This window comes from Methylobacterium sp. 190mf, assembly GCF_900107945.1.
Taxonomy (GTDB): domain Bacteria; phylum Pseudomonadota; class Alphaproteobacteria; order Rhizobiales; family Beijerinckiaceae; genus Methylobacterium.
In genome coordinates, this window is sequence record NZ_FNVI01000003.1 from 97,848 (window position 1) to 117,609 (window position 19,762).

A 19,762-nucleotide genomic window follows, 5' to 3' on the forward strand; every position below is an offset into this window, starting at 1 on the left:
CGGCAGCCTCACCGGGCCTTCGGCGAACCGGGCAGATCGAGCCCGCCCCGCGCCTTGAGCGCCCGGTACGCCGCGACCGCCGCCGCGAGATCCCGGCGCAGCCGGCGCTCGTCGCCGAGATCGGCGAGGGCGTAGGTGAGGCCGAGGATGTGGGCGGCCTCGTAGCCCTCCGGCAATTCGCCCGCGCTGCCGAGGGCGATCGCCGCGTTCGGCAGCGCGTCGGCGAAGTCCGACAGCCGAGTCCTGAGCGCGGCGCCGCTGGCGCGAAGATGGGCACCGGCCGCCGGACCGTGGCTGCGGATCGCCGCCACCGTTCCCTGCGCCAGCGACAGGTGCACCGCCTCGCGGTTCGCCGGAAACAGGTAGACGAGGTAGTAGCCCCGCGTGGCGCTGGTGGTGACGGCGGGATCGAACACGGCGATCCAGGGGATCGCGGCCCAGTGGCTCCCGCGCCCCGGGCTGCCCTTCACCAGGAACGGCCCGTCGATCGGCTCCAGGGCGGCGCGCAGCTCGTCCGGCGCACCCCTGCGGATGACGGCGGCGAGCGGGTGGCCGGCCGGCGGATCGAGCCGGGCGAGCGGGTATTCCTCGACGATCCGCCGGAGGGCGTAGCCGAGGCTCACGGCCGCGCCAGCACCCCGCCGGTGATGGCCTCGCGTACCCCGGTGGTCGCCGGGAAGGTGATCGGCAGGCCCTTGAGCGAGCGCACCGCGAGGTACGCGAAGGCCTGCGCCTCCAGATAGGCGGAGGACCAGCCGATCGCGTCCGCGGTCGTGATCTCGGCGCGCAGGTGGTAGTTCAGGAGCCGCACCAGCTCGCCGTTGCGGGCGCCGCCGCCGGCCACGATCCAGCGGGTCGGGACCTCCGGGGCGTGGTCGAGGGCCCGGGCCACGGCCCGGGCCGTGAAGGCCGTGAGCGTCGCGGCGCCGTCCTCGGTCGAGAGTTGCCCGGCGAGCTTGTGCGAGAACCAGTTCCGGTCCAGCGACTTCGGCGGTTTGCGGAAGAAGAACGGGTGCGTCAGGAGCCAGGCGAGCAGCTGCTCGTCCGGGCGGCCGCGGGCGGCGGTGCGGCCGCCATCGTCGAGGTTCTTGCCCTCGCGCTCCTGCATCCACTCGTCGATCAGGGCGTTTCCGGGACCGGTGTCGAAGGCGATGACGCCCCCCTTCGAGTCGATCAGCGTCGCGTTGGCGACGCCGCCGATGTTGAGGATGCCGAAGGGCCCGTCGAAGCCCGACGCCTCGGCGAGCGCCTTATGGAAGACCGGCACCAGCGGCGCCCCCTGCCCGCCCGCCTCGATATCGGCCCGGCGCAGGTCCGAGACGACCGGGATGCCGAGCCGGGTCGCCAGCGCCTGCCCGTCGCCGATCTGGATCGAGATCCGCTGGTCCGGGCGGTGGATCACGGTCTGGCCGTGGAAGCCGATCACGTCGATCTCGGAGGCATTCAGGCCGTGCTCCTCCAGGAAGCGCTCCACGGCCTCGGCATGGGCGAGGGTGACGAAGGCCTCGGCCTCCGGCAGACGCCCCGGCCGGTCGGCGGGATGGAGGACGGATTCGGCGTCCTTGGTGGCGGCGCGCAGCAGCGCCTTCTCGTCGTCGGCGTAGCCGCGGTAGCCGGTGGGGCCCAGCGGCTCGAGGAAGTTGTTGTGGCCCTTGACCACGTGGACGCGCTCGCCGTCGGTCTCGATCAGCGCGATGTCGACGCCGTCCAGCGAGGTGCCGCTCATCAGTCCGATCGCGCGCATCATCGCCATGCCGTGCTGCCCCGTGCCTTTCGGTCAACGCCCTGCTAAGAGCGCGCCGTATCCTGAACCCAGCGCGAGCTAGCATGCGGGGCCTCGGCCTGTCGCGCCAGCGCGCGACCCGAGATGGCATCCATGACCGCCGAGAGCTTCGCGCCGAAATCCGACTTCCTGCGGATCCTGACCGAGCGCGGCTATATCCACCAGACCTCGGACCTCGCCGGCATCGACGCCGCGGCCCTCGAGGGCCGGCTGACCACCTATGTCGGCTACGACTGCACGGCGCCCTCGCTCCATGTCGGGCACCTCCTGTCGATCATGATGCTGCACTGGCTGCAGGCCACCGGGGGCAGGCCCATCGCCCTGATGGGCGGCGGCACGACCCGGGTCGGCGACCCGTCCGGCCGCGACGAGACCCGCAAGATCCTCACCGTCGAGCAGATCGACGCCAACAAAGCCGAGATCCGCAAGACCTTCGACCGGTTCCTGCGTTTCGGCGACGCGGCCGGCGACGCCGTGATGGTCGACAACGCCGAGTGGCTGACCAAGCTCAACTACATCGAGATGCTGCGCGACGTCGGCCGCCATTTCTCGGTGAACCGCATGCTGTCGATGGACAGCGTGCGCCTGCGCCTGGAGCGCGACCAGGAGCTGTCGTTCCTCGAGTTCAACTACATGATCCTTCAGTCCTACGACTTCGTGGAGCTGAATCGCCGCTACGGCTGCGTCATGCAGATGGGCGGATCGGACCAGTGGGGCAACATCGTCAACGGCATCGATCTCGGCCGCCGCATGGGCACGCCGCAGCTCTACGCCCTGACCTGCCCGCTGCTGACCACGTCGTCCGGCGCCAAGATGGGCAAGACCGCGGCCGGCGCCGTCTGGCTCAACCCGGACATGCTGAAGCCCTACGATTACTGGCAGTTCTGGCGGAACACCGAGGACGCGGACGTGGCCCGCTTCCTCAAGCTGTTCACCCTGCTGCCCATGGAGGAGATCGCGCGCCTCTCCGCCCTCGCCGGCTCCGAGATCAACGCGGCCAAGACGGTGCTGGCCACGGAGGCGACCGCGCTGATGCACGGCCGCGAGGCCGCCGAGGCCGCCGCCGAGACCGCCCGCAAGACCTTCGTCGAGGGGACGCTGGCCGCCGACCTCCCGAGCGTCACCGTGCCGTCCGCCGCCCTGGAGGCGGGCCTCGGCGTGCTCACCGCCTTCGGGCCGGAGGTCGCCAAGCTCGTGCCGTCCACCAGCGAGGCGCGCCGTCAGATCAAGGGCGGCGGCCTGCGGGTCAACGACGTGCCGGTCACGGACGAGAAGGCTGTCCTCGGCCGCGGCGACGTGACCGCGGACGGGGTGATCAAGCTCTCCTTCGGCAAGAAGCGGCACGTGCTGTTGCGGCCCGAATAGGCCGCCCGAGACCGCCACGAGGGACGGAACGCGTGAGCATAGCCCGCATCCTGGTGATCGACGACGAGCCGCCGATCCGCCGGCTGCTCCGCACCGGTCTCGGGACGCAGGACTACGCGGTCGTCGAGGCCGCCGACGGGGCCGCGGCGCTCGCCGCCCTGGAGGCCGGCGGGGTGGATCTCGCGATCCTCGACCTCGGCCTGCCCGACATGGCCGGCCACGCCCTCCTGGCGGCGATCCGCGAGCGCTGGCCCGACCTGCCGGTCGTGATCCTGTCGAGCCGCGACGACGAGCGCGGCAAGGTCGAGGCTCTCGATCTCGGCGCCGACGACTACGTCACCAAGCCCTTCAGCATGAACGAGTTGCTGGCGCGCATCCGCGCGGCCCTGCGCCATCGCCTCGCCATGCAGGGGGAGCGGCCGGTCTTCCGGGTCGAGGACCTCTCGGTCGACCTCGTCCGCCGCATCGTCCGCGTCGGCGAGCGCGAGGTGAAGCTGTCGCCGCGGGAATACGAGTTCCTGCGCGTGCTGGTGCAGCACGCCGGCAAGGTGCTCACCCACGCGCAGCTCATGCGCCACGCGCCGGCCTCGTCGGACCCGCAGTACCTGCGCGTCTACATCCGGCAGCTGCGCCAGAAGCTCGAGCCCGATCCCGAGCGCCCGCGCTACCTACTCACCGAGACCGGCGTCGGCTACCGCCTGCGCGCGCCGGACTGAGCCCGGCGCACCGGCTCAGGGCTCCAGCCCCTCCTCGACGCGCCGCGCGGCGCGCAGCTTCTCGACCCGCGCCACCGAGAACACCGAGGCCTCGTAGAGGAGCAGCATCGGGATCGCGAGGGAGAGCTGCGAGATGACGTCCGGCGGGGTCAGGATGGCGGCGGCGACGAAGACCAGCACGATCGCGTAACGACGCTTCTCGCGCAGGAACGCCGCGTCGATGATCCCGATCTGGCCGAGCAGCGTCAGGATTACCGGCAGCTGGAAGGCGATGCCGAACGCGAAGATCAGCGTCATGATCAGCGACAGGTACTCGTCGACCTTCGGGAGCAGCTTGATCGTCGGCTCCCCGGCGACGCCCACCTGCTGGAGCGACACCGAGAATTTGATCAGCAGCGGCATCGCCAGGAAGAACACCACGAGCGCGCCGAGCAGGAAGAAGATCGGGGTGGCCACGAGGTAGGGCAGGAACGCCTTGCGCTCGTTGCGGTAGAGGCCGGGTGCCACGAAGGCGTAGATCTGCGTCGCGATCACCGGGAAGGCCAGGAAGGCCGCGCCGAAGACGCTGAGCTTGATGTTGGTGAAGACCTGCTCGAGAAAGTGCGTGGCGATCAGCTCGGCGTTCTGCGCACCCACGATCGAGACGTAGGGGTAGACCAGCACGTTGTAGATGTCGCGCGAGAAGAAGAAGCACGCGAAGAACATCAGCACGAAGGCGATGAGCGACTTGATCAGCCGCGACCGCAATTCGATCAGGTGCTCGAGCAGGGGCGCCCGGGACGCCTCGATCTCGGCCTCGTCCGCCTCGCTGATCATCGGGCAGCCGTGCCGTTCTTGGACTCTTCGGTGGCGGGATGCGCGGCGGGCGGGTCGGGCGGAGGGCCGAACGGATCGTCCACCGAGCCGGGCACGGGCAGGGGCGCCTCCGCGACCTCGGTCGCCGCACCATGGTCCGACGCGCCGGCTGGCGTCACCGGATGCGTATCGGCGGCGTGAGGCGCCGCCGCGGCTTCCTGCTCGGCCTTCAGCTGCGCCGTGGCGTCGGCCAGCGACCGGGTCTCGACCGGGGGTGTCTCGGGGCCGGGCATCTCCGGTCCCATCTTCTCCGGACCCATCTTGGCCCGGCCCTCGACGGCGCCCTTCAGCTCGTCGCGGATCGTCTGCACCGGATTGAAGGTCGAGCCCGCCGTGCGGACGGTGTTGCGGATGCCGTCGACCTCGCGCCGGACGTCGTCGAGCTCGGCCTCGCGGATCGCCTCGTTGAACTGCATCTGAAACTCGCCGGCCATGCGGCGCAGCTTCGTGGTGATCTGCCCGACGGTGCGCAGCGCCTTCGGCAGATCCTTCGGCCCGATGACGATGAGGGCGACGCCGCCGATCAGCATCACCTCGCCCCAGCTCATGTCCAGCATGTCGTCGACGGTCCTGCTGCCCCGAGATCCGGCACGGCGGCCGGACCCCGTCAGGCTCTACACGAGCGCGCGCGCTCTGACAGTCCTACAGTCAAGCTCGCCCTCAGACCGGCTTGCGCTCGCCGCCGGGGATATGACTCGCCGGGATCGCGGTGCCGGGGCTCGTCTCGGCGGTGTGCGGGATGGTGCGAACCGGCTCGGCCGGCGGCGGCGCGGCCTGGGCCGCCGGCGGGGTCTCGTCCTCGGCCATGCCCTTCTTGAAGGCCTTGATGCCCTTGGCGACGTCGCCCATCAGGTCGGACACCTTGCCGCGTCCGAAGAGCAGCATCACGATGACCGCGACGATGACCCAGTGCCAGATACTCATGCTGCCCATGGCAACCTCCTGCGGGCGCCCCGAAGAAGCGGGAGCGTGACGCCACGTCCGGTTGAGGATTTCGGGGCGAACCTAGGGATCGCGCCGCCCGAACACAAGCAGAGGCGATGCCACGGCCGGTGGAAGGCCGCGATGGATCGCCGCGCGGTGTCTCAGGTCAGGCGGCGGCGAGGGCCGCGGCGAAGCGGTCGCGGGCTTCCGCGACGTCGAGCCCGTCGCCGGCGGGGTCGAGCCGCGCCAGCGCAGCGGCGGCGCGCCGCGCGGCCTCGCCGGTCAGTTCGGGCGCCGCCTCGGCCACAGCCTGCATCTCGTCGCGCGCGCCGTTGCAGTGGAGGCCGATGTCGATCCCCGCCGCGAAGGCGCGCTCCGTCCGGTCGCGGAACGTGCCGGTCAGCGCGTGCATGGACAGGTCGTCGGTCATCAGCAGGCCGTCGAAGCCGATGGCGCCGCGGATGATGTCGCGGATGACGGTGTCTGATTGGGTCGCCGGCCGGTCGGGGTCAATGGCGGTGAAGACGACGTGCGCGCTCATCGCCATCGGCAGGTCTGCGAGGGCGCGGAAGGTGCGGAAATCCTGCCCGGCGAGATCCGCGCGGGTCGCGTCGACCACCGGGAGGCCGTGGTGGCTATCGCAGGTGGCGCGCCCGTGCCCCGGAATGTGCTTCATCACCGGCAGGACGCCGCCGGCCATCAGGCCCTCGGCGACGGCGCGTCCGATCTCGGCGACCCGTTCCGGACTCGTCGCGTAGGCGCGGTCGCCGATGATGTCGTGCGAGCCCGGCGCCGGCACGTCGAGGACGGGGGCGCAGTCGACGTTGATGCCGACCTCGGCGAGGTCGTGTGCCATGAGGCGCGCGCCGAGGCGGGCGATGGTCGCGGCGCTGCCGTTCAGCCGACCGTAGCGACCGCCGGCCGGATAGGCCGGCCAGTGGGGCGGGCCCATCCGCTGGACCCGGCCGCCTTCCTGGTCGATCAGGATCGGCGCCCGGTCGGACCCAACGCAGTCCCGGAGTGCCCCGGTGAGGGCGCGGACCTCGTCGGGCGTCCCGATGTTGCGCTTGAACAGGATGAAGCCCCAGGGCTTCACGTCCCGGAAGAAGGCCCTCTCCTCCGCCGTGAGCGACGGGCCGGTGCAGCCGAGAATCAGGGCGCGGGAGGTCATCTGGAACGGCTCGGATACTGCTCGGTGGCGGCGCGAAGACGGCGCGAGAACGGCGGCAGGGCCGCCGGGCGGCGCGAATCGATGGCGACAGAGTCGGGCGGGAACGGGGAGCCGGCAAGACCAAACCGGGGCCCCGGACCGGTGGCCGGGGCGATCGCGCCGCCCGTGTTGCCTAGGGGACTCGGTCGGACGGGCGACGCGGATCACCGCGGACGGGCACGCCGTCCCGTCCGCGAGGTGCCGTCAGGAGATCAGTTCTTGGCCACGAAGCACTGGCCGCCCGCGCCCTGCAGGGCGCTGCACAGGCTCGCGGCCTGAGCCTTCTCCAGCGGTCCGACGCGGACGCGGTAGATCGTCTTGCCGTTGACCTCGGCCTGCCGGATCAGCTCGGGCTTGCCGGCGAGCTGCGCGTACTTGGCCTGCAACTGGTGGAACGCGGCCTTGGCCTCGGCGGCGGAGCTGCGCACTCCCAGCTGGACCGAGAAGCCGCTGACCGGGCCGGACTTCACGGCGTCGTCGTCCGTCGTGGTGCTGGCGGTGGTGTCGGGCGCGGCCGCCCCGGCCGGAGCGACGGCGGCGATGCGCTGGGCGGCCTTCGGCGGCGGCTTCACGGCCACCGGCTTGGGCGCCGGCTGCTCGACCGCGGCTTCCGGCTGCGCGTCGACGGGCGTGGCCGTGGTCGCCGGCATGGCTGCGGCGGTCTGGCGGACGGGCCTGGACTTCGGGGCCGGCGGAGCGGGCGGCTCGTCGCTCGGCAGGACCATGGTGGGGATCGGGGCCGGCCCGGCATCGGCGGCCTGCTGCTCGCGCGGCGGCGGCGCGGGCGGCGCTTCGGGCTTGACCGCCACGGTGCGGACGCGGCGCGGCTCCCCGAAGGCCTCGAACGGGCCGCTGCCCGGCGTCGTGCCACCCTGGGCGCCGCTCGGCTGCGACGGGCCCTGGGCCGCCCGCGCGGCCTCGGCCACGTCGAGGGGCTGCTCCTCGCGGTTCACGATCTTGATCTGGCCGTCCTTCTTGCCCTTCGGGTCGTAGATCTGCCGGTTCTGATCCGGGATCTCGACGCCGTCGGCGACCTTCGGGGCGACCTTGAGGGGCGTAGAATCGGCCTGGACCACCGGAACGCCGCCGTGGCCCGAATTGCTCAGGCCCTTGTAGGTGAGCGCCCCGGTGACGGCGAGCGCCACCACGGCGACGCCGGCACCCACCGAGGCGAGCCGCCGCCGCGGATTGGCGCGCCGGAGCGCGCGGCTGTCCGCGTAGGTCTCCTCGTCGCCGGTCGAGGTCGGGCCGCCCTCCGGAGCGTAGCCGGCGCCCTCGCGGTGCGTGTCCTGCTCTACCGAGGCGAGATACTGGTCGAACGCGTCGGCCGGCGTGGCCTTGGCGGGTTCCGGGGCGAAGCTCGGCTCGACCCGGGCATTCCAGGCGGCCTGCTGCGGGGCGGCGGGCGCGACGGCGCGCATCTCGTCGCGGGCCGCGAGCAGCGCCCGGAACGGGTCGTCCTGGCCGACGATGCGGGCGAGTTCCGCCAGCGGGTCGCCCTTGCCGGACGCCTGCGGCGCCTGGCCCTTCTCCTGACGCAGATCGCGCGCGAGGGCGTCCAAATCGACCTGAGCGCGCGAAGCGTTCGTCATGGCAGCATCCTCACATCAACGCCGAAGACCGGCCCGATGCACCCGGGCCTATCGCATCTCGTCCGGCGCGGTCACACCGAGAATCGCAAGGCCGGCCGCCAGCGTGCTCCGCAGAGCTTCGACGAGCGCCAGCCGGGCCCACGTCGACTTTCGGTCGGTTGCATTAACAAACCGTAATTGCGGCAAGTCTTTGCCCTTGTTCCAGAAACTATGCAGCGCGGAGGCCAGTTCATAGAGGTGGAAGGCGATTCTGTGCGGCTCGTGCGCCAGCGCCGCGGATTCGAGGACCCGCGGGTACTGCGCGATGAGGCGCATCATCTCGATCTCGCCCGGGTCGCTCAGCACGGAGAAATCCGCCTCGCGGGCCAGCGCCGCGGCCGAGAGGTCGGCGTCCGGGAAGGCCTCGCGCGCTTGCCGCTGCACCGAGCGGACGCGGGCATGGGCGTACTGGACGTAGAAGACCGGGTTGTCCTTCGTTTGCTCCACGACCTTGGCGAGGTCGAAATCCAGAGTCGCGTCGTTCTTCCGGTAGAGCATCATGAACCGGATCGCGTCGCGGCCCACCTCGTCGATCACGTCGCGCAGGGTCACGAACTCGCCGGCCCGCTTGGACATCTTCACCGGCGCGCCTGCGCGCAACAGCCGCACGAGCTGGCAGAGCTTGACGTCGAGCGTGGCCTTGCCGTCGCTGACCGCCTTCACGGCAGCCTGCATGCGCTTCACGTAGCCACCGTGATCGGCCCCCAGGACGTCGATCAGCTCGGTCGCGCCGGCGAGGTACTTGGCCCGGTGGTAGGCGATGTCGGAGGCGAAGTACGTGTACGAGCCGTCCGACTTCAGCAGCGGGCGGTCGCTGTCGTCGCCGAATTCCCGGGTGCGGAACAGCGTCTGCTCGCGGTCCTCCCAATCCTCCGGCAGCTGACCCTTGGGCGGCGGCAGGCGGCCCTCGTAGACGAGGCCCTTGGCGCGCAGTTCCGCGAGCAGGGACTTCACGGCCCCGCTCTCCTGGAGCGTGCGCTCGGAGAAGAACACGTCGTGGCGGATGCCGATCGCCGCCAGGTCGGCCCGGATCATATCCATCATCATGCCGAGCGCGGTCTCGCGCACCGCGGGCAGCCACTCCGCCTCCGGCTTGTCGAGGAGCGCGCGGCCGTGGGTCTCGGCCAGCGCGGCGCCCACGGGCTTCAGGTAGTCGCCCGGGTAGAGGCCCTCGGCGATCGCGAAGGGCTCGCCCAGGGCCTCGCGGTAGCGCTGGAAGGCCGAGCGGGCCAGCACGTCGACCTGAACGCCGGCGTCGTTGATGTAGTATTCCCGCGTCACCTGCCGGCCGGCGGCGACGAGCAGGTTGCACAGGGCGTCGCCGAACACCGCGCCGCGGCCGTGACCGACATGCATCGGCCCCGTCGGGTTCGCCGACACGTACTCGACGTTGATCGGGCCGCCGGGCAGCCGCGAGTGGCCGAACGCCTCCGGCGCCGTCAGCGCGTCGCGCACGACCGCGTGGAAGATCGCGGGGTCGAGCCGCAGGTTGATGAAGCCCGGCCCGGCGACGCTCGCCTCGACGATCCGCGGGTCCGCGCGGAGTTCCTCCGCCAGGGCCTCGCCGAGCGCCTTCGGGTTGGTCCGCGCCTCCTTGGCGAGCACCAGGGCGGCATTCGTGGCGAGATCGCCGTGCGACGCGTCGCGGGGCGGCTCGACGACCACGCGGCCCAGGTCGAGGCCCTCGGGCAGGTGGCCGGCGCGGGTCAGCGCCTCCACGGCCTCGCGCACGCGCGCCTCGAACAGGGCGAAGATGTTCATGGGTCTCGATCTCGCTCGCGCGGGGGTCTCGTCGCCCGGCCCGTCCGGCCTGCGCCCGCCCCGGCGGTCTAGCAAGGGGGCGGGAGGGTGTCACGGCGCCGGGCCGCGCACCGACCGCGCGGAATCCGCGGTCGCGGCATCGCTCCGGTAACCACGTGCGCGTCGCCGACGGGTTATCCCGCGCGACGAATACGGATCGCCCAGTGTCCGTCTTGTCTCGAACGAGACGACACGGTGTCATCGTTGGCGATCGTGAGTAGGCCGATCGCGGAGTTACTGATGAAGACCTTGACGATTGCGGGCACGGCGCTCTGCGCGCTCATCCTGGCCACGCCGAGTGCCGAGGCGGGCGGGTTCCGCGGCGGCGGATTCCATGGTGGCGGATTCCATGGTGGCGGATTCCGGGGCGGTTACCGCGGCGGCTACGGCTACCGCGGTGGCTACGCGGCCCGCGGCTTCTACGGGCGCGGCTACGGTTACGGCTACCGCGGCGGCTACGGTCGGGCCCTCGGCTACGGGCTGGCCGGCGCGGGGATCGGCCTCGGGCTCGGGCTCGCCGCCGGCAGCGTCTACGGCGGCTACGGTTATGGCGGCTACGGTTACGGCTACCCGGCCGCCTACGGCGGTTACGGCTACGGTTACGGCTATCCCGCCGCCTACGGTGGCTACGGCTACGGCGGGTGCTACGGCAGCTTCACCTGCGGCTGCGGCTGCTGACACGCGCCGGCCCCGCGCCGGGCCCTCAGGGCTCGGCGAGGGGCAGGCCCCGGCTGGGCAACTCCCAGTGCAGGTCCGGCGTCGTCGCGTAGAGCTTGCGGTGCGCCAGGACCGCGTAAGTGTCGGTCATGCCGGCGATGTAGTCGGCAACACGGCGGGCGACCCGGGCCTCGGTGGCACCGTCGAGACCGGCGCTCCACTCCTCCGGCATCCGGGCCGGCGCCGCGGTGAACGCGGCGAACAGGTCGTTGACGATGGCGTCGGCCTTCTTCCGCACGGCCACCACGCCGGGATGCCGATACATCCGCTCCCACAGGAAGCGCATGATCTCGGCGTCAGCCGCCGCGATCTCCGGCGAGAACACGATGACCGGCTGATCCGCGTCGCGGATGTCCTCGACGCGCTGCGGATCCAGGGCGGCGATGCGGCGGCCGCCCTCGCGGATGACGTCCTCGACGAAGCGGGTGATCACCCGGCGGGCGAGCTCGTGGATCATCCGCGACGGCTCCAGGCCCGGATGCAGCCGGTCGATCTCGTCGAGCAGCCCGGCCAGGAACGGGACCGCCCGCAGCTCCGGGATCTCGAACAGGCCGGCGCGCAGCCCGTCGTCGAGGTCGTGGGCGGCGTAGGCGATGTCGTCCGCCAGCGAGGCGGCCTGGGCCTCGGGGCCGGCCTGGCTCCACAGGTCGAGGGGATTCAGCGCGTCGTATTCCAGGATCGCCGCCGGGATGCCGCGGGCGGCGTAGCGGGGCGTCGGGTGGCCGTCCGCGGTGAGCAGCGGACCGTTGTGCTTGACGAGGCCCTCCAGCGTCTCCCAGGCGAGGTTCAGCCCGTCGAAGCCGGCGTAGCGCCGCTCCAGCCGGGTGACGATCCGCAGCGCCTGGGCGTTGTGGTCGAAGCCGCCGTGGCGCGCCATGCAGGTGTCGAGGGCGTCCTCGCCGGTATGGCCGAAGCAGGTGTGGCCGAGGTCGTGGCTGAGGGCCAGAGCTTCCGCGAGGTCCTCGTCGAGCCCGAGGGCGCGTGCGAGCGCCCGGCCGATCTGGCTCACCTCCAGCGTGTGGGTCAGGCGGGTGCGGTAGTGGTCGCCCTCGTGATGCACGAAGACCTGCGTCTTGTGCTTCAGGCGCCGGAACGCCGTCGAGTGGATGATCCGGTCCCGGTCGCGCTGGAAGTCGCTGCGGGTCGGCGAGCCGGCCTCCGGGATCAGGCGGCCCCGGGTGCGGGCCGGGTCGGTGGCGTAGGGCGCGCGCCAGCGCTCACCGTTCGGTCGCACGGCATCCGCTCTGTAACTCACGCACCCTGCTCATGACGGCTCCCCGCCCGGCGCGTTGCGGCGCGGGCTTGCGGCTCATATCTTGTGGGTCGAGGCGCCCTCGGCAACGGGCCGGGCGCGCCGTCCACCGAACGAATGCGTGGCCAGAGACCGATGGCTGAGATCACCCTGACCGCCCGCGCGGCCAAGCGCATCAACGAGATCATGGTGGCGGAGCCGGCGGGCTCGTCGCTGCGGATCAGCGTCAACGGTGGCGGCTGCTCGGGCTTCTCCTACGCTTTCGACATCACCCGCGCCCGCGAGGCGCAGGACGTCGCGATCGAGCGCGACGGCGCCACCGTGATCGTCGATCCGGTCTCGCTCGAGTACATGAGCGGCTCGACCATCGATTTCGTGAACGATCTGATCGGGCAGTCTTTCAAGATCGAGAACCCGCTCGCCACCGCCTCCTGCGGCTGCGGGACCTCCTTCTCGTTGTAGCCCCCGCCCCGGCGCCGACGCGCCGTTGCGTCCGTACGACACCTTTCCAGGCTCGATCGCCCGGGCCGGCGCGCGCGATTGCCTCGCCCGGCAAAACACGGCACGGCTAGGGCATCCCCGCGAGAGCCCTGGTCCGGACGCTGCCATGAACCACCCGAAGGCCCGTCTCCGCCTCCGGTCGGCCTGGGCGACGGCCGCCACGCTGGCCCTTCTCGGCCTCGCGCCCGCGCCGCTCGCCGCGCAGGAGGGCGCCGCCGCCGTCCAGGACGTGACGGTCAACGACGTGGTGATCCCGCTGGGCGGCACGCTGCTGAAGGCTCCGAAGCTGACGGCCAGCGGCACCCGCCTCTCCAAGGAGGATCTCGCGGCGATCCTGCGCCCGGATTCCAACGTGCCCTGGGAGCAGCGCCTCGCCCGGCTCGACGCCGGCAGCCTGACCGTCCCGGTCCTCGTCTCCGAGAACGCGGGTCCCGGCGAGAACCGGCAGACCGTCACCTACCGCGACGTGGTCGCCCGCGACATCCGGGCCGGCCGCGTCGGCGAGCTGACGGCGGCCGGCGCGACGGTCAGCTCCGTCGCGGGGCCGAACCGCGGGTCCGGGACCTACGGTCAGGTGCGCGCCACGGACCTGGATCTCGCCGCGCTCAGCCGGCTCTACACGGTGCCCGGCGACGGCAAGGGACCGGTCCAGCGCGTCTACGGCACCATCCAGGTCTCGGACGTCACCTACTCGGACGCGCGCGGCACCACCGTGAAGATCGCCCGCCTCGACGGCCGCGACCTCGGCGGCCGGCAGGTCCCGGACGGCTGGAGCGGTGCCTTCGCCATCGTGGCGAACGGCTTCGACGGCGCCAGCGACCGCCGACCGCTGGCCGCCGCCGCCGCCGATCTCATCGACGCCACCTCGGTCGGCAGCCTGGAGATGCAGGGCCTGAGCGTCAGCGACACCGATCCGAAGGGGCCGGTGCTGTTCGAGATCGGCCGGGCCGCCTACACCTCCTCGGGCTCCGAGGGCGGCACCACCCTGGACAACCTGTCGATGACCCTCGGCGCGCTGCGGATCCATGTCGGCCGCGTGGCCGCGCTGGGGACCTCCCTGGCGCCGACCGTCGCGACCCTCCAGGGCATCGCCGCCGAGCCGACGGGCGGCGCCGGCTTCTCCGACGTCGAGATGCGTCGCCTGACGCCGAAGCTCGGCACGCTCACCCTCACCGACCTGTCGATCGACCTGCCGCCCGAGGCGGAGGTCGAGCGGGCGCCTCCCCGCGACGTCCGGCCCCCGGCCCGTGGCGCCCTGCCCGAGCCGGGCCGGTCGGCGCGGACACCCGAGCCCAGGCCGGCCGACAGGACCGCGGATCCCCTGGCGGTCACGGTGTCGCCGCGGACGTCCCCCCGCGTCGCGCTGCGCGAGGCGGCCCTGGCCTTCGGCCCGCTGACCGATGGCGTGCCCAGCGCGACCCGCATCAGCCTCACCGGCCTGAGCCTGCCCGCCGACCTGCTCGCGGGCGCGCCGCTCCTCGGCCTGCTGCCGGCCTACGGCTACCGAGACCTCGACCTCGACCTCGTGGCCGACGCGAGCCTGGACGAGAAGGCCCGCGACCTCGCCCTGCGCGAGGTCACGATCTCCGGGCGGGACATCGGCACCGTCCGCCTGTCCGGCACGCTCGGAGGCATCGGGCCCGAACTGTTCTCCGGCACCCTGCCGGCGGCGACCATGGTGATGTTCTCGGGCAGCGCCAAGACCCTGAACCTGACGGTCGAGAATGCCGGCCTGTTCGAGCGCTTCCTGGCCGCGCAGTCGAAGGATCTCAGCCTCAAGCCGGACGAGTTGCGCAAGGAATACGTCACCGCCAGCCTGCTCGGCGTGCCGATCATCCTGGGCAACAGCGCGGCCGCCAAGGGGATCGGCGCCGCCATGGGCCAGTTCGTGATGAAACCCGGCAAGCTCGTGGTGCACGCCAAGTCCAAGGAGCCGGCGGGGATCGGCTTCATCGACCTGGGCGCGGCGCGCTCACCGGCCGCCGTCCTCGACCGGCTCGAGGTCGAGGCGAAGGCGAACTGAGGGGCGCCGCGATCGGCCGAGGCCATGGCCCGGCTCCGAAGGCGACGCCCGCATATCTGGAAGGGCCGCCCATGCTCGCCGTCCGCCTCTCGAAGGCCGCCCTCGTCGGCGCCCTGGCCCTGACTTGCACGCTGGTCGTGTACGGCAACGTCACGGAGCCGGCAGTGAACCTCGCCTTCGTGCAGCACGTGCTGTCGATGGACACGATCCTGCCGGATTCGGGCATCGCCGACCGCGCGATCACCGATCCGGCACTGCAGCGCGGCGCCTTCGCGATGATCGTCGCCGCGGAGGCTGTCACGGCGCTCCTGCTCTGGATCGGCGTCGCGCTGATGCTCGCGCGGCTGCGGGCCCCGCGCGGCGACTTCGACCGGGCCAAGACCTGGGCGATCGCCGGCCTGAGCGTCGGCTTCCTGGTCTGGCAGGCGGGCTTCCTGGGCATCGGCGCCGAGTGGTTCGGCATGTGGATGTCGAAGGTCTGGAACGGCCAACAATCCGCCTTCCGCTTCGCCATGACGGTCCTCGGCGTGATGATCTACGTCGCCCTGCCCGAGGCCGAGGATCCGGAGGCGGGCCGCATAGGCTGAGATCGCGCGGCCAGCGCTGCCCCGACGCGGGGGCTGTCGTGCCGACCGCGTTCTCGGAGTTCGCCGCACCGCCACCCGGAACGATCGGGAATCGCGATCAGTTCGTTCCATAAGTTCTGTTGGATTGAACGCTCGGCGAGAGGGATGGTGGCTCCCTGTTCCGGAGCCGAGCCGTGTCACGCAGGACCAACCCTCTTTCGATCGCGTGCCGCATCCGCGGTTCCGTAGCCAGGCTTGGCTCCCGCCTCGCGGTCAGCCCCAGAGCCGTCGGCCCGAGGCGGTCGAGGTCGCGATCGTCGACCGGGCCCTGAACCTGCACCCTCGCTCGCCGCGCCCACCGCCGTCAGCCTCCACCTGATCCGCCTTCTCGGCATCGCGTGATGCCCGGGTCCAGTTCGAGGAGCGTCAGGAGAGAGATCGGACCGCGCAACCGCGATCTGCAAACCGCAGAGCAACGGTCATCGAGTTACCCCACGCCGTTGAGGAGACATCGCCGTGAGCCAATCCGCCCTTCCCCGCCGTGCCGTGCTGGCCGGCCTCGGCCTCGGAGGCCTCGCTGCGGCCGCCCCGGCCTGGGCCGCCGGCACGGTCAGACTCCCCCTGCCCGGCGGTCCCGAGCAGCGCGCGGTCACGACCGCCTTCCCCGGGAAGGGCGCGATGATCCTGCAGCGCACCCGGCCGCCACTGCTGGAGACACCCTTCGCGGTGTTCGACGAGGGCGTGTTCACCCCCAACGACCGCTTCTACGTGCGGTGGCACTGGGCCGAGATCCCGACCGCGATCGACGTGCCGTCCTTCCGACTGACAGTGCGCGGTCACGTCGAGACGGCCCTGTCGCTGTCCCTCGACGCACTCGCCGACATGCCGCGATTCGAGATCGCGGCGGTCAACCAGTGCTCGGGCAATTCGCGGGGCCTGTTCGTGCCGCGGGTCCCCGGCGCGCAGTGGGCCAACGGCGCGATGGGGAACGCCCTCTGGACCGGCGTACGCCTGAAAGACGTGCTCGACCGCGCGGGCGTGAGGGCCGGGGCCGTACAGGTGCGCTTCGCCGGCCTCGACGAGCCGGTCGTGAGCGACGCGCCGCACTTCCGGAAATCCCTCGCCCTCGACCATGCCCGCGACGGCGAGGTGATGATCGCCTACGCGATGAATGGCGCGCAGTTGCCGCTGCTGAACGGCTTCCCGCTGCGCCTCGTCGTTCCGGGCCGGTACTCGACCTACTGGGTCAAGATGCTGTCGGACATCGAGGTTCTGGACAGGCCCGACGATCAGTACTGGATGGAGACGGCCTACCGCATCCCGGACGTGCCGGGAGCCAACGTCCAGCCCGGCCAGACCGGCTTCAAGACGGTGCCGATCGACCGCATGGTGCCGCGCGCCTTCGTGACGAACCTGCAGGACGGCGCCCGGGTCGCGGTCGGCGCGCCGGTGGCCGTGCGCGGCATCGCCTTCGGGGGCGATTGCGGGGTCAGGTCCGTGGAGATCTCCACCGACGGCGGCGCGTCTTGGGCGCCGACGCGGCTCGGGGCCGACGCGGGCGCCTACAGTTTCCGCCGCTTCGACGTCGACTTGCCGGCCCTCGCGACCGGCACCCGCGCCATCAAGGTCCGCTGCACCAACACGAACGGACTCGCGCAGCCGATGGACCCCGTCTGGAACGGCGCGGGCTTCATGCAGAACGGCGTCGAGACCGTGACGCTCCAGGTCGCCTAAGGAGGAGTTTCATGTCCCTGACGCCAATAGCGCGCTGCCTGGCCGCGCTCGCCCTGATCCCCGTCTCCGCGGCCGCCGCGCCGGAGCCGATGCGCTTCGCGTCGCAGCAGGTCGAATGGCCCACGTCCGATCAGGTCTTCCCGGCGGGACCGGGCGCCGAGGCGATCAGCAACACCTGCCTCGCCTGTCACTCGGCCGGGATGATCCTCACGCAGCCCGCCCTGTCGAAGGCGCAGTGGAGCGGGATCGTCGACAAGATGATTCACAGCTACAAGGCCAGCGTGGATCCCGCCGACCGGCAGGCCATCATCGACTATCTCGCCGCGCTGAAGCCGCGGCCCTGACTGCGCCGCTCACGGCGTCCCGTCCCGGATCAGGCCGAGCAGGGCGTCCGCGGCGCGGCTCCGGTACCGTTCCCTGTGGCGCAGCATCCGGAAGGTCCGTGCCGGCAACGGGAACGGCGGCGCGACGAGCGCGCCGGCGGCCAGCTTGCCCGCCACGACCGCCTCCGACAGGACGCCCGCACCGGCCCCGGCCTCGATCGCGGCGAGCACGGCCTCGTTGGAGGGCAGCTCGAGCGACACCGTCACATCCGCGAGCGCCAGCCCCGCCGCCGCGAGCGCCGCCTCGAAGGCGGAGCGCGTTCCGGAGCCCGCCTCGCGCAGCACCCACGGGTGGCCCGCGAGATCGGCGGCCGTGAGGGTCTCCCGGGCCGAGAAGGGGTGGCCGGCCGGCACGACGAGCACGAGCCGATCCTGCGCGACCGCCGCGCTCGCCAGGATCGGATCCTCGACTTCGCCCTCGACGAAGCCGAGTTCGGCCGAACCATCGGCGACCGCCCGCGCCACCTCCGCGGTGTTGCCCACGGCGAGCCGGATCGTGACGTCCGGATGGGCGGCCCGGAACGCGACGAGATGGCGGGGCAGCCAGTGGCTGGCGATGGTCTGGCTCGCGTGAACGCGCAGGCTTCCCCGCCGCAGGCCGCTCAGGTCGGCCAAGACCCGCTCGGCCGCCTCGGCGCGGGCGAGGACCGCGCGGGCCTCTTCGAGGAAGACGCGACCGGCATCGGTCAGCTCGATCCCGCGGCCGACCCGGTGGAACAGCTTCACCGCGTGGCGCTCTTCCAGCCCGGACACCGCGGCGCTGACTGCGGACTGCACGATGTTCAAGGCCTCGGCCGCGCGGGTGACGTGCTGACGCTCGGCGACCGCCACGAAGATGCGCAACTGATCGAGGGTCATCGACGGGCTCTGCGACCGCGAGGGACGATCCAGGCTACCACGCCTTCGCGCCGCGCCCTGTCGTGAGCGCGAGCGCCGTCGCGGCCAGCGCCAAGGGCGCGAAGGACACCCAGAGAACCGTGTCCCAGCCGTAGCTCGTCAGCAGGCCCCCGGACGAGAACGAACCGACCGCCACCATTCCGAACACGATGAAGTCGTTGATCGACTGCACCCGCGTCCGCTCCTCCGGGCGATGACAGTCCAGCACCATCGCGGAGGCGCCGACGAAGCCGAAGTTCCATCCGACGCCGAGGAGGATGAGGGACAGCCAGAAATGCCCGACGTCCGCGCCCGCGAGTCCGACGAGCGCGGCCGCCCCCGTCAAGGTGAGGCCGGTCGCCACCACGCGGGACGCGCCGAAGCGCGTGATCAGCCGCCCGGTGAAGAAGCTCGGGCCGTACATGGCGATGACGTGCCACTGCAGGCCCAGATTGGCATCCTCCTGCGCGTGGCCGCACAGGCGCATGGCCAGCGGGGCGGCCGTCATGACGAAGTTCATCAGGAGGTAGGACACGGCCCCGCAGATCACCGCGATCACGAAGCGCGGCTGCGCGAGGATGACGGCTAGCGGTCGTCCGCCCGAGACGGACCCGGTGGACGGCCGCGGCAGGCGAACGCCCGCCAGGATCAGGGCGGCCGCGGCGGCGACGGCGGCCTGGGCCAGGAAGGTGGCGGCGAACAGGTAGGGAGGCCACAGGTCCATGGTGTGGGTGACGAGCTGCGGCCCGATCACTCCGCCGAAGACACCGCCGGCCATGACGGCCGACAGCGCCCGCGGGCGGCGGTCGGCCGGAACGCAGTCCGCGGCGGCGAAGCGGAACGAGAAGACCACGGCCGCGTAGGCGCCCCCGAGGAACATCGCCGCGCAGAACAGCCAGAAACTGGCCGCGACGATCGCCCAGGCCGAGAGCAGGCCGACGAGCACGCCGCACCCGGTGCCGACAATGAAGGCGGTGCGGCGCCCGTGGCGCTTGGCGATGCTGCCGGTCGGAAGGGCGCAGGCGGCCATCCCGACCACGAAGATCGAGATCGGCAATGTGGCCAGGACCTTGCTGGGCGCGAGCATGTTGCCGACGACCGCGCCCGTCGCGAACACGACGGTCGAGTTCGCGCCGGCGAGGGCCTGCGCGACGGCTAGCCTGACTACATTGCCGGTGCCCGACCGGTCGGCGACGGGCGCGCGGTCGATGGCCGAGGGGGACGTGCGGGACATCGGGACGCTCTGGATTCGACAAGGCTCCGCGGCCGGCCGGTGCGACGAGGGCACCGGTATAGCGGCGGCGTTCCCGTCCGTATCGCGATGCGATGACAAACCGTGCCGCCCGGTCCTTCGCCGCGACTCGCGTATCCGGGCCGATCGGCGCCCGCTCGCCGCAGGATCGCCCGCCGTGCGGCAGCGATCCCG

At 71.9% G+C, this 19,762-nt stretch carries 19 protein-coding genes; 8 read left to right on the top strand and 11 right to left on the bottom strand.

Annotation, left to right across the window (positions count from 1 at the left end):
• Positions 1–8 precede the first annotated feature (8 nt).
• Both C4T42_RS04665 and C4T42_RS04670 read right to left on the bottom strand, forming a co-directional pair.
• Entirely contained in the window at positions 9–623 is a 615-nt protein-coding gene (locus C4T42_RS04665; RefSeq protein WP_042675259.1) for a DUF3578 domain-containing protein, read from the bottom strand.
• Positions 620–1,753 carry an anhydro-N-acetylmuramic acid kinase gene (locus C4T42_RS04670; RefSeq protein WP_020092047.1) on the bottom strand — a complete coding sequence of 378 codons (1,134 nt, stop codon included), beginning with the start codon at positions 1,751–1,753 and terminating at the stop codon, positions 620–622. Before C4T42_RS04670 ends, C4T42_RS04665 begins: the two co-directional genes overlap by 4 nt.
• 123 nt (positions 1,754–1,876) lie before the next feature.
• Here C4T42_RS04670 and tyrS point away from each other — a divergent pair, with 123 nt between their 5' ends.
• Together tyrS and C4T42_RS04680 are read left to right on the top strand one after the other, a co-directional pair.
• Positions 1,877–3,148: a tyrosine--tRNA ligase gene (gene tyrS / locus C4T42_RS04675; RefSeq protein WP_042675258.1), complete on the top strand. Its 1,272-nt coding sequence runs from the start codon at positions 1,877–1,879 to the stop codon at positions 3,146–3,148.
• 32 nt (positions 3,149–3,180) lie between these two features.
• Positions 3,181–3,864, top strand: coding sequence for a response regulator transcription factor (locus C4T42_RS04680; protein ID WP_103984760.1), 684 nt, complete (start codon positions 3,181–3,183; stop codon positions 3,862–3,864).
• A gap of 15 nt (positions 3,865–3,879) precedes the next feature.
• Here the strand turns inward: C4T42_RS04680 and tatC are convergent, their stop codons facing one another.
• From tatC to argS, 6 genes are all read right to left on the bottom strand, one after another.
• Positions 3,880–4,680: a twin-arginine translocase subunit TatC gene (gene tatC, locus C4T42_RS04685; protein WP_020092044.1), complete on the bottom strand. Its 801-nt coding sequence runs from the start codon at positions 4,678–4,680 to the stop codon at positions 3,880–3,882.
• The gene (tatB, locus tag C4T42_RS04690; protein WP_056528755.1) at positions 4,677–5,276 is read right to left on the bottom strand and encodes a Sec-independent protein translocase protein TatB; all 600 of its coding nucleotides are present in this window, start codon (positions 5,274–5,276) and stop codon (positions 4,677–4,679) included. Before tatB ends, tatC begins: the two co-directional genes overlap by 4 nt.
• 103 nt (positions 5,277–5,379) lie before the next feature.
• Positions 5,380–5,652: a twin-arginine translocase TatA/TatE family subunit gene (locus tag C4T42_RS04695; protein WP_020092042.1), complete on the bottom strand. Its 273-nt coding sequence runs from the start codon at positions 5,650–5,652 to the stop codon at positions 5,380–5,382.
• A 157-nt stretch (positions 5,653–5,809) separates the two neighbouring features.
• Positions 5,810–6,814 (bottom strand): beta-N-acetylhexosaminidase, encoded by a 1,005-nt coding sequence (nagZ, locus tag C4T42_RS04700; protein ID WP_020092041.1) that lies wholly within the window; start codon positions 6,812–6,814, stop codon positions 5,810–5,812.
• Between the two features lie 251 nt (positions 6,815–7,065).
• Positions 7,066–8,445: an SPOR domain-containing protein gene (locus C4T42_RS04705; RefSeq protein WP_020092040.1), complete on the bottom strand. Its 1,380-nt coding sequence runs from the start codon at positions 8,443–8,445 to the stop codon at positions 7,066–7,068.
• Between the two features lie 48 nt (positions 8,446–8,493).
• Positions 8,494–10,245 (bottom strand): arginine--tRNA ligase, encoded by a 1,752-nt coding sequence (gene argS, locus C4T42_RS04710; RefSeq protein ID WP_103984761.1) that lies wholly within the window; start codon positions 10,243–10,245, stop codon positions 8,494–8,496.
• 279 nt (positions 10,246–10,524) lie between these two features.
• On the opposite strand from argS, the gene C4T42_RS04715 reads away from it, so the two are divergent.
• A complete protein-coding gene (locus C4T42_RS04715) occupies positions 10,525–10,962 on the top strand; it encodes a hypothetical protein (RefSeq protein ID WP_020092038.1) in 438 nt (145 codons plus the stop codon).
• Positions 10,963–10,987: 25 nt separating this feature from the next.
• Here C4T42_RS04715 and C4T42_RS04720 read toward each other — a convergent pair whose 3' ends face one another.
• Positions 10,988–12,235 (bottom strand): deoxyguanosinetriphosphate triphosphohydrolase, encoded by a 1,248-nt coding sequence (locus tag C4T42_RS04720; RefSeq protein WP_020092037.1) that lies wholly within the window; start codon positions 12,233–12,235, stop codon positions 10,988–10,990.
• A 153-nt stretch (positions 12,236–12,388) separates the two neighbouring features.
• Here C4T42_RS04720 and C4T42_RS04725 point away from each other — a divergent pair, with 153 nt between their 5' ends.
• The 5 genes from C4T42_RS04725 to C4T42_RS04745 all read left to right on the top strand — a co-directional run bounded on the left by C4T42_RS04725 (position 12,389) and on the right by C4T42_RS04745 (position 17,421).
• Positions 12,389–12,715, top strand: a complete 327-nt coding sequence (locus C4T42_RS04725; protein WP_020092036.1) for an iron-sulfur cluster assembly accessory protein — start codon at positions 12,389–12,391, stop codon at positions 12,713–12,715.
• A gap of 145 nt (positions 12,716–12,860) precedes the next feature.
• Positions 12,861–14,777 (top strand): hypothetical protein, encoded by a 1,917-nt coding sequence (locus C4T42_RS04730; protein WP_103984762.1) that lies wholly within the window; start codon positions 12,861–12,863, stop codon positions 14,775–14,777.
• Between the two features lie 71 nt (positions 14,778–14,848).
• Positions 14,849–15,364 carry a DUF2165 domain-containing protein gene (locus C4T42_RS04735; protein ID WP_020092034.1) on the top strand — a complete coding sequence of 172 codons (516 nt, stop codon included), beginning with the start codon at positions 14,849–14,851 and terminating at the stop codon, positions 15,362–15,364.
• Between the two features lie 495 nt (positions 15,365–15,859).
• A complete protein-coding gene (locus C4T42_RS04740; RefSeq protein WP_020092033.1) occupies positions 15,860–17,077 on the top strand; it encodes a molybdopterin-dependent oxidoreductase in 1,218 nt (405 codons plus the stop codon).
• Positions 17,078–17,088: 11 nt separating this feature from the next.
• Positions 17,089–17,421 carry a hypothetical protein gene (locus tag C4T42_RS04745; protein WP_020092032.1) on the top strand — a complete coding sequence of 111 codons (333 nt, stop codon included), beginning with the start codon at positions 17,089–17,091 and terminating at the stop codon, positions 17,419–17,421.
• A gap of 9 nt (positions 17,422–17,430) precedes the next feature.
• Here C4T42_RS04745 and C4T42_RS04750 read toward each other — a convergent pair whose 3' ends face one another.
• On the bottom strand, positions 17,431–18,318 hold the full coding sequence (locus C4T42_RS04750; RefSeq protein ID WP_020092031.1) for a LysR family transcriptional regulator: 888 nt from the start codon (positions 18,316–18,318) through the stop codon (positions 17,431–17,433).
• A gap of 34 nt (positions 18,319–18,352) precedes the next feature.
• Positions 18,353–19,570: an MFS transporter gene (locus C4T42_RS04755; RefSeq protein WP_020092030.1), complete on the bottom strand. Its 1,218-nt coding sequence runs from the start codon at positions 19,568–19,570 to the stop codon at positions 18,353–18,355.
• Positions 19,571–19,762 lie beyond the last annotated feature (192 nt).

Coding starts and splice junctions, on each gene's coding strand:
- C4T42_RS04750 (WP_020092031.1), bottom strand. CDS start 18,318: ATGACCCTCGATCAGTTGCGCATCTTCGTGGCGGTCGCCGAGCGTCAG.
- C4T42_RS04745 (WP_020092032.1), top strand. CDS start 17,089: ATGTCCCTGACGCCAATAGCGCGCTGCCTGGCCGCGCTCGCCCTGATC.
- C4T42_RS04725 (WP_020092036.1), top strand. CDS start 12,389: ATGGCTGAGATCACCCTGACCGCCCGCGCGGCCAAGCGCATCAACGAG.
- C4T42_RS04755 (WP_020092030.1), bottom strand. CDS start 19,570: ATGTCCCGCACGTCCCCCTCGGCCATCGACCGCGCGCCCGTCGCCGAC.
- nagZ (WP_020092041.1), bottom strand. CDS start 6,814: ATGACCTCCCGCGCCCTGATTCTCGGCTGCACCGGCCCGTCGCTCACG.
- C4T42_RS04705 (WP_020092040.1), bottom strand. CDS start 8,445: ATGACGAACGCTTCGCGCGCTCAGGTCGATTTGGACGCCCTCGCGCGC.
- C4T42_RS04695 (WP_020092042.1), bottom strand. CDS start 5,652: ATGGGCAGCATGAGTATCTGGCACTGGGTCATCGTCGCGGTCATCGTG.
- tyrS (WP_042675258.1), top strand. CDS start 1,877: ATGACCGCCGAGAGCTTCGCGCCGAAATCCGACTTCCTGCGGATCCTG.
- argS (WP_103984761.1), bottom strand. CDS start 10,245: ATGAACATCTTCGCCCTGTTCGAGGCGCGCGTGCGCGAGGCCGTGGAG.
- tatC (WP_020092044.1), bottom strand. CDS start 4,680: ATGATCAGCGAGGCGGACGAGGCCGAGATCGAGGCGTCCCGGGCGCCC.
- C4T42_RS04715 (WP_020092038.1), top strand. CDS start 10,525: ATGAAGACCTTGACGATTGCGGGCACGGCGCTCTGCGCGCTCATCCTG.
- tatB (WP_056528755.1), bottom strand. CDS start 5,276: ATGCTGGACATGAGCTGGGGCGAGGTGATGCTGATCGGCGGCGTCGCC.
- C4T42_RS04735 (WP_020092034.1), top strand. CDS start 14,849: ATGCTCGCCGTCCGCCTCTCGAAGGCCGCCCTCGTCGGCGCCCTGGCC.
- C4T42_RS04730 (WP_103984762.1), top strand. CDS start 12,861: ATGAACCACCCGAAGGCCCGTCTCCGCCTCCGGTCGGCCTGGGCGACG.
- C4T42_RS04670 (WP_020092047.1), bottom strand. CDS start 1,753: ATGGCGATGATGCGCGCGATCGGACTGATGAGCGGCACCTCGCTGGAC.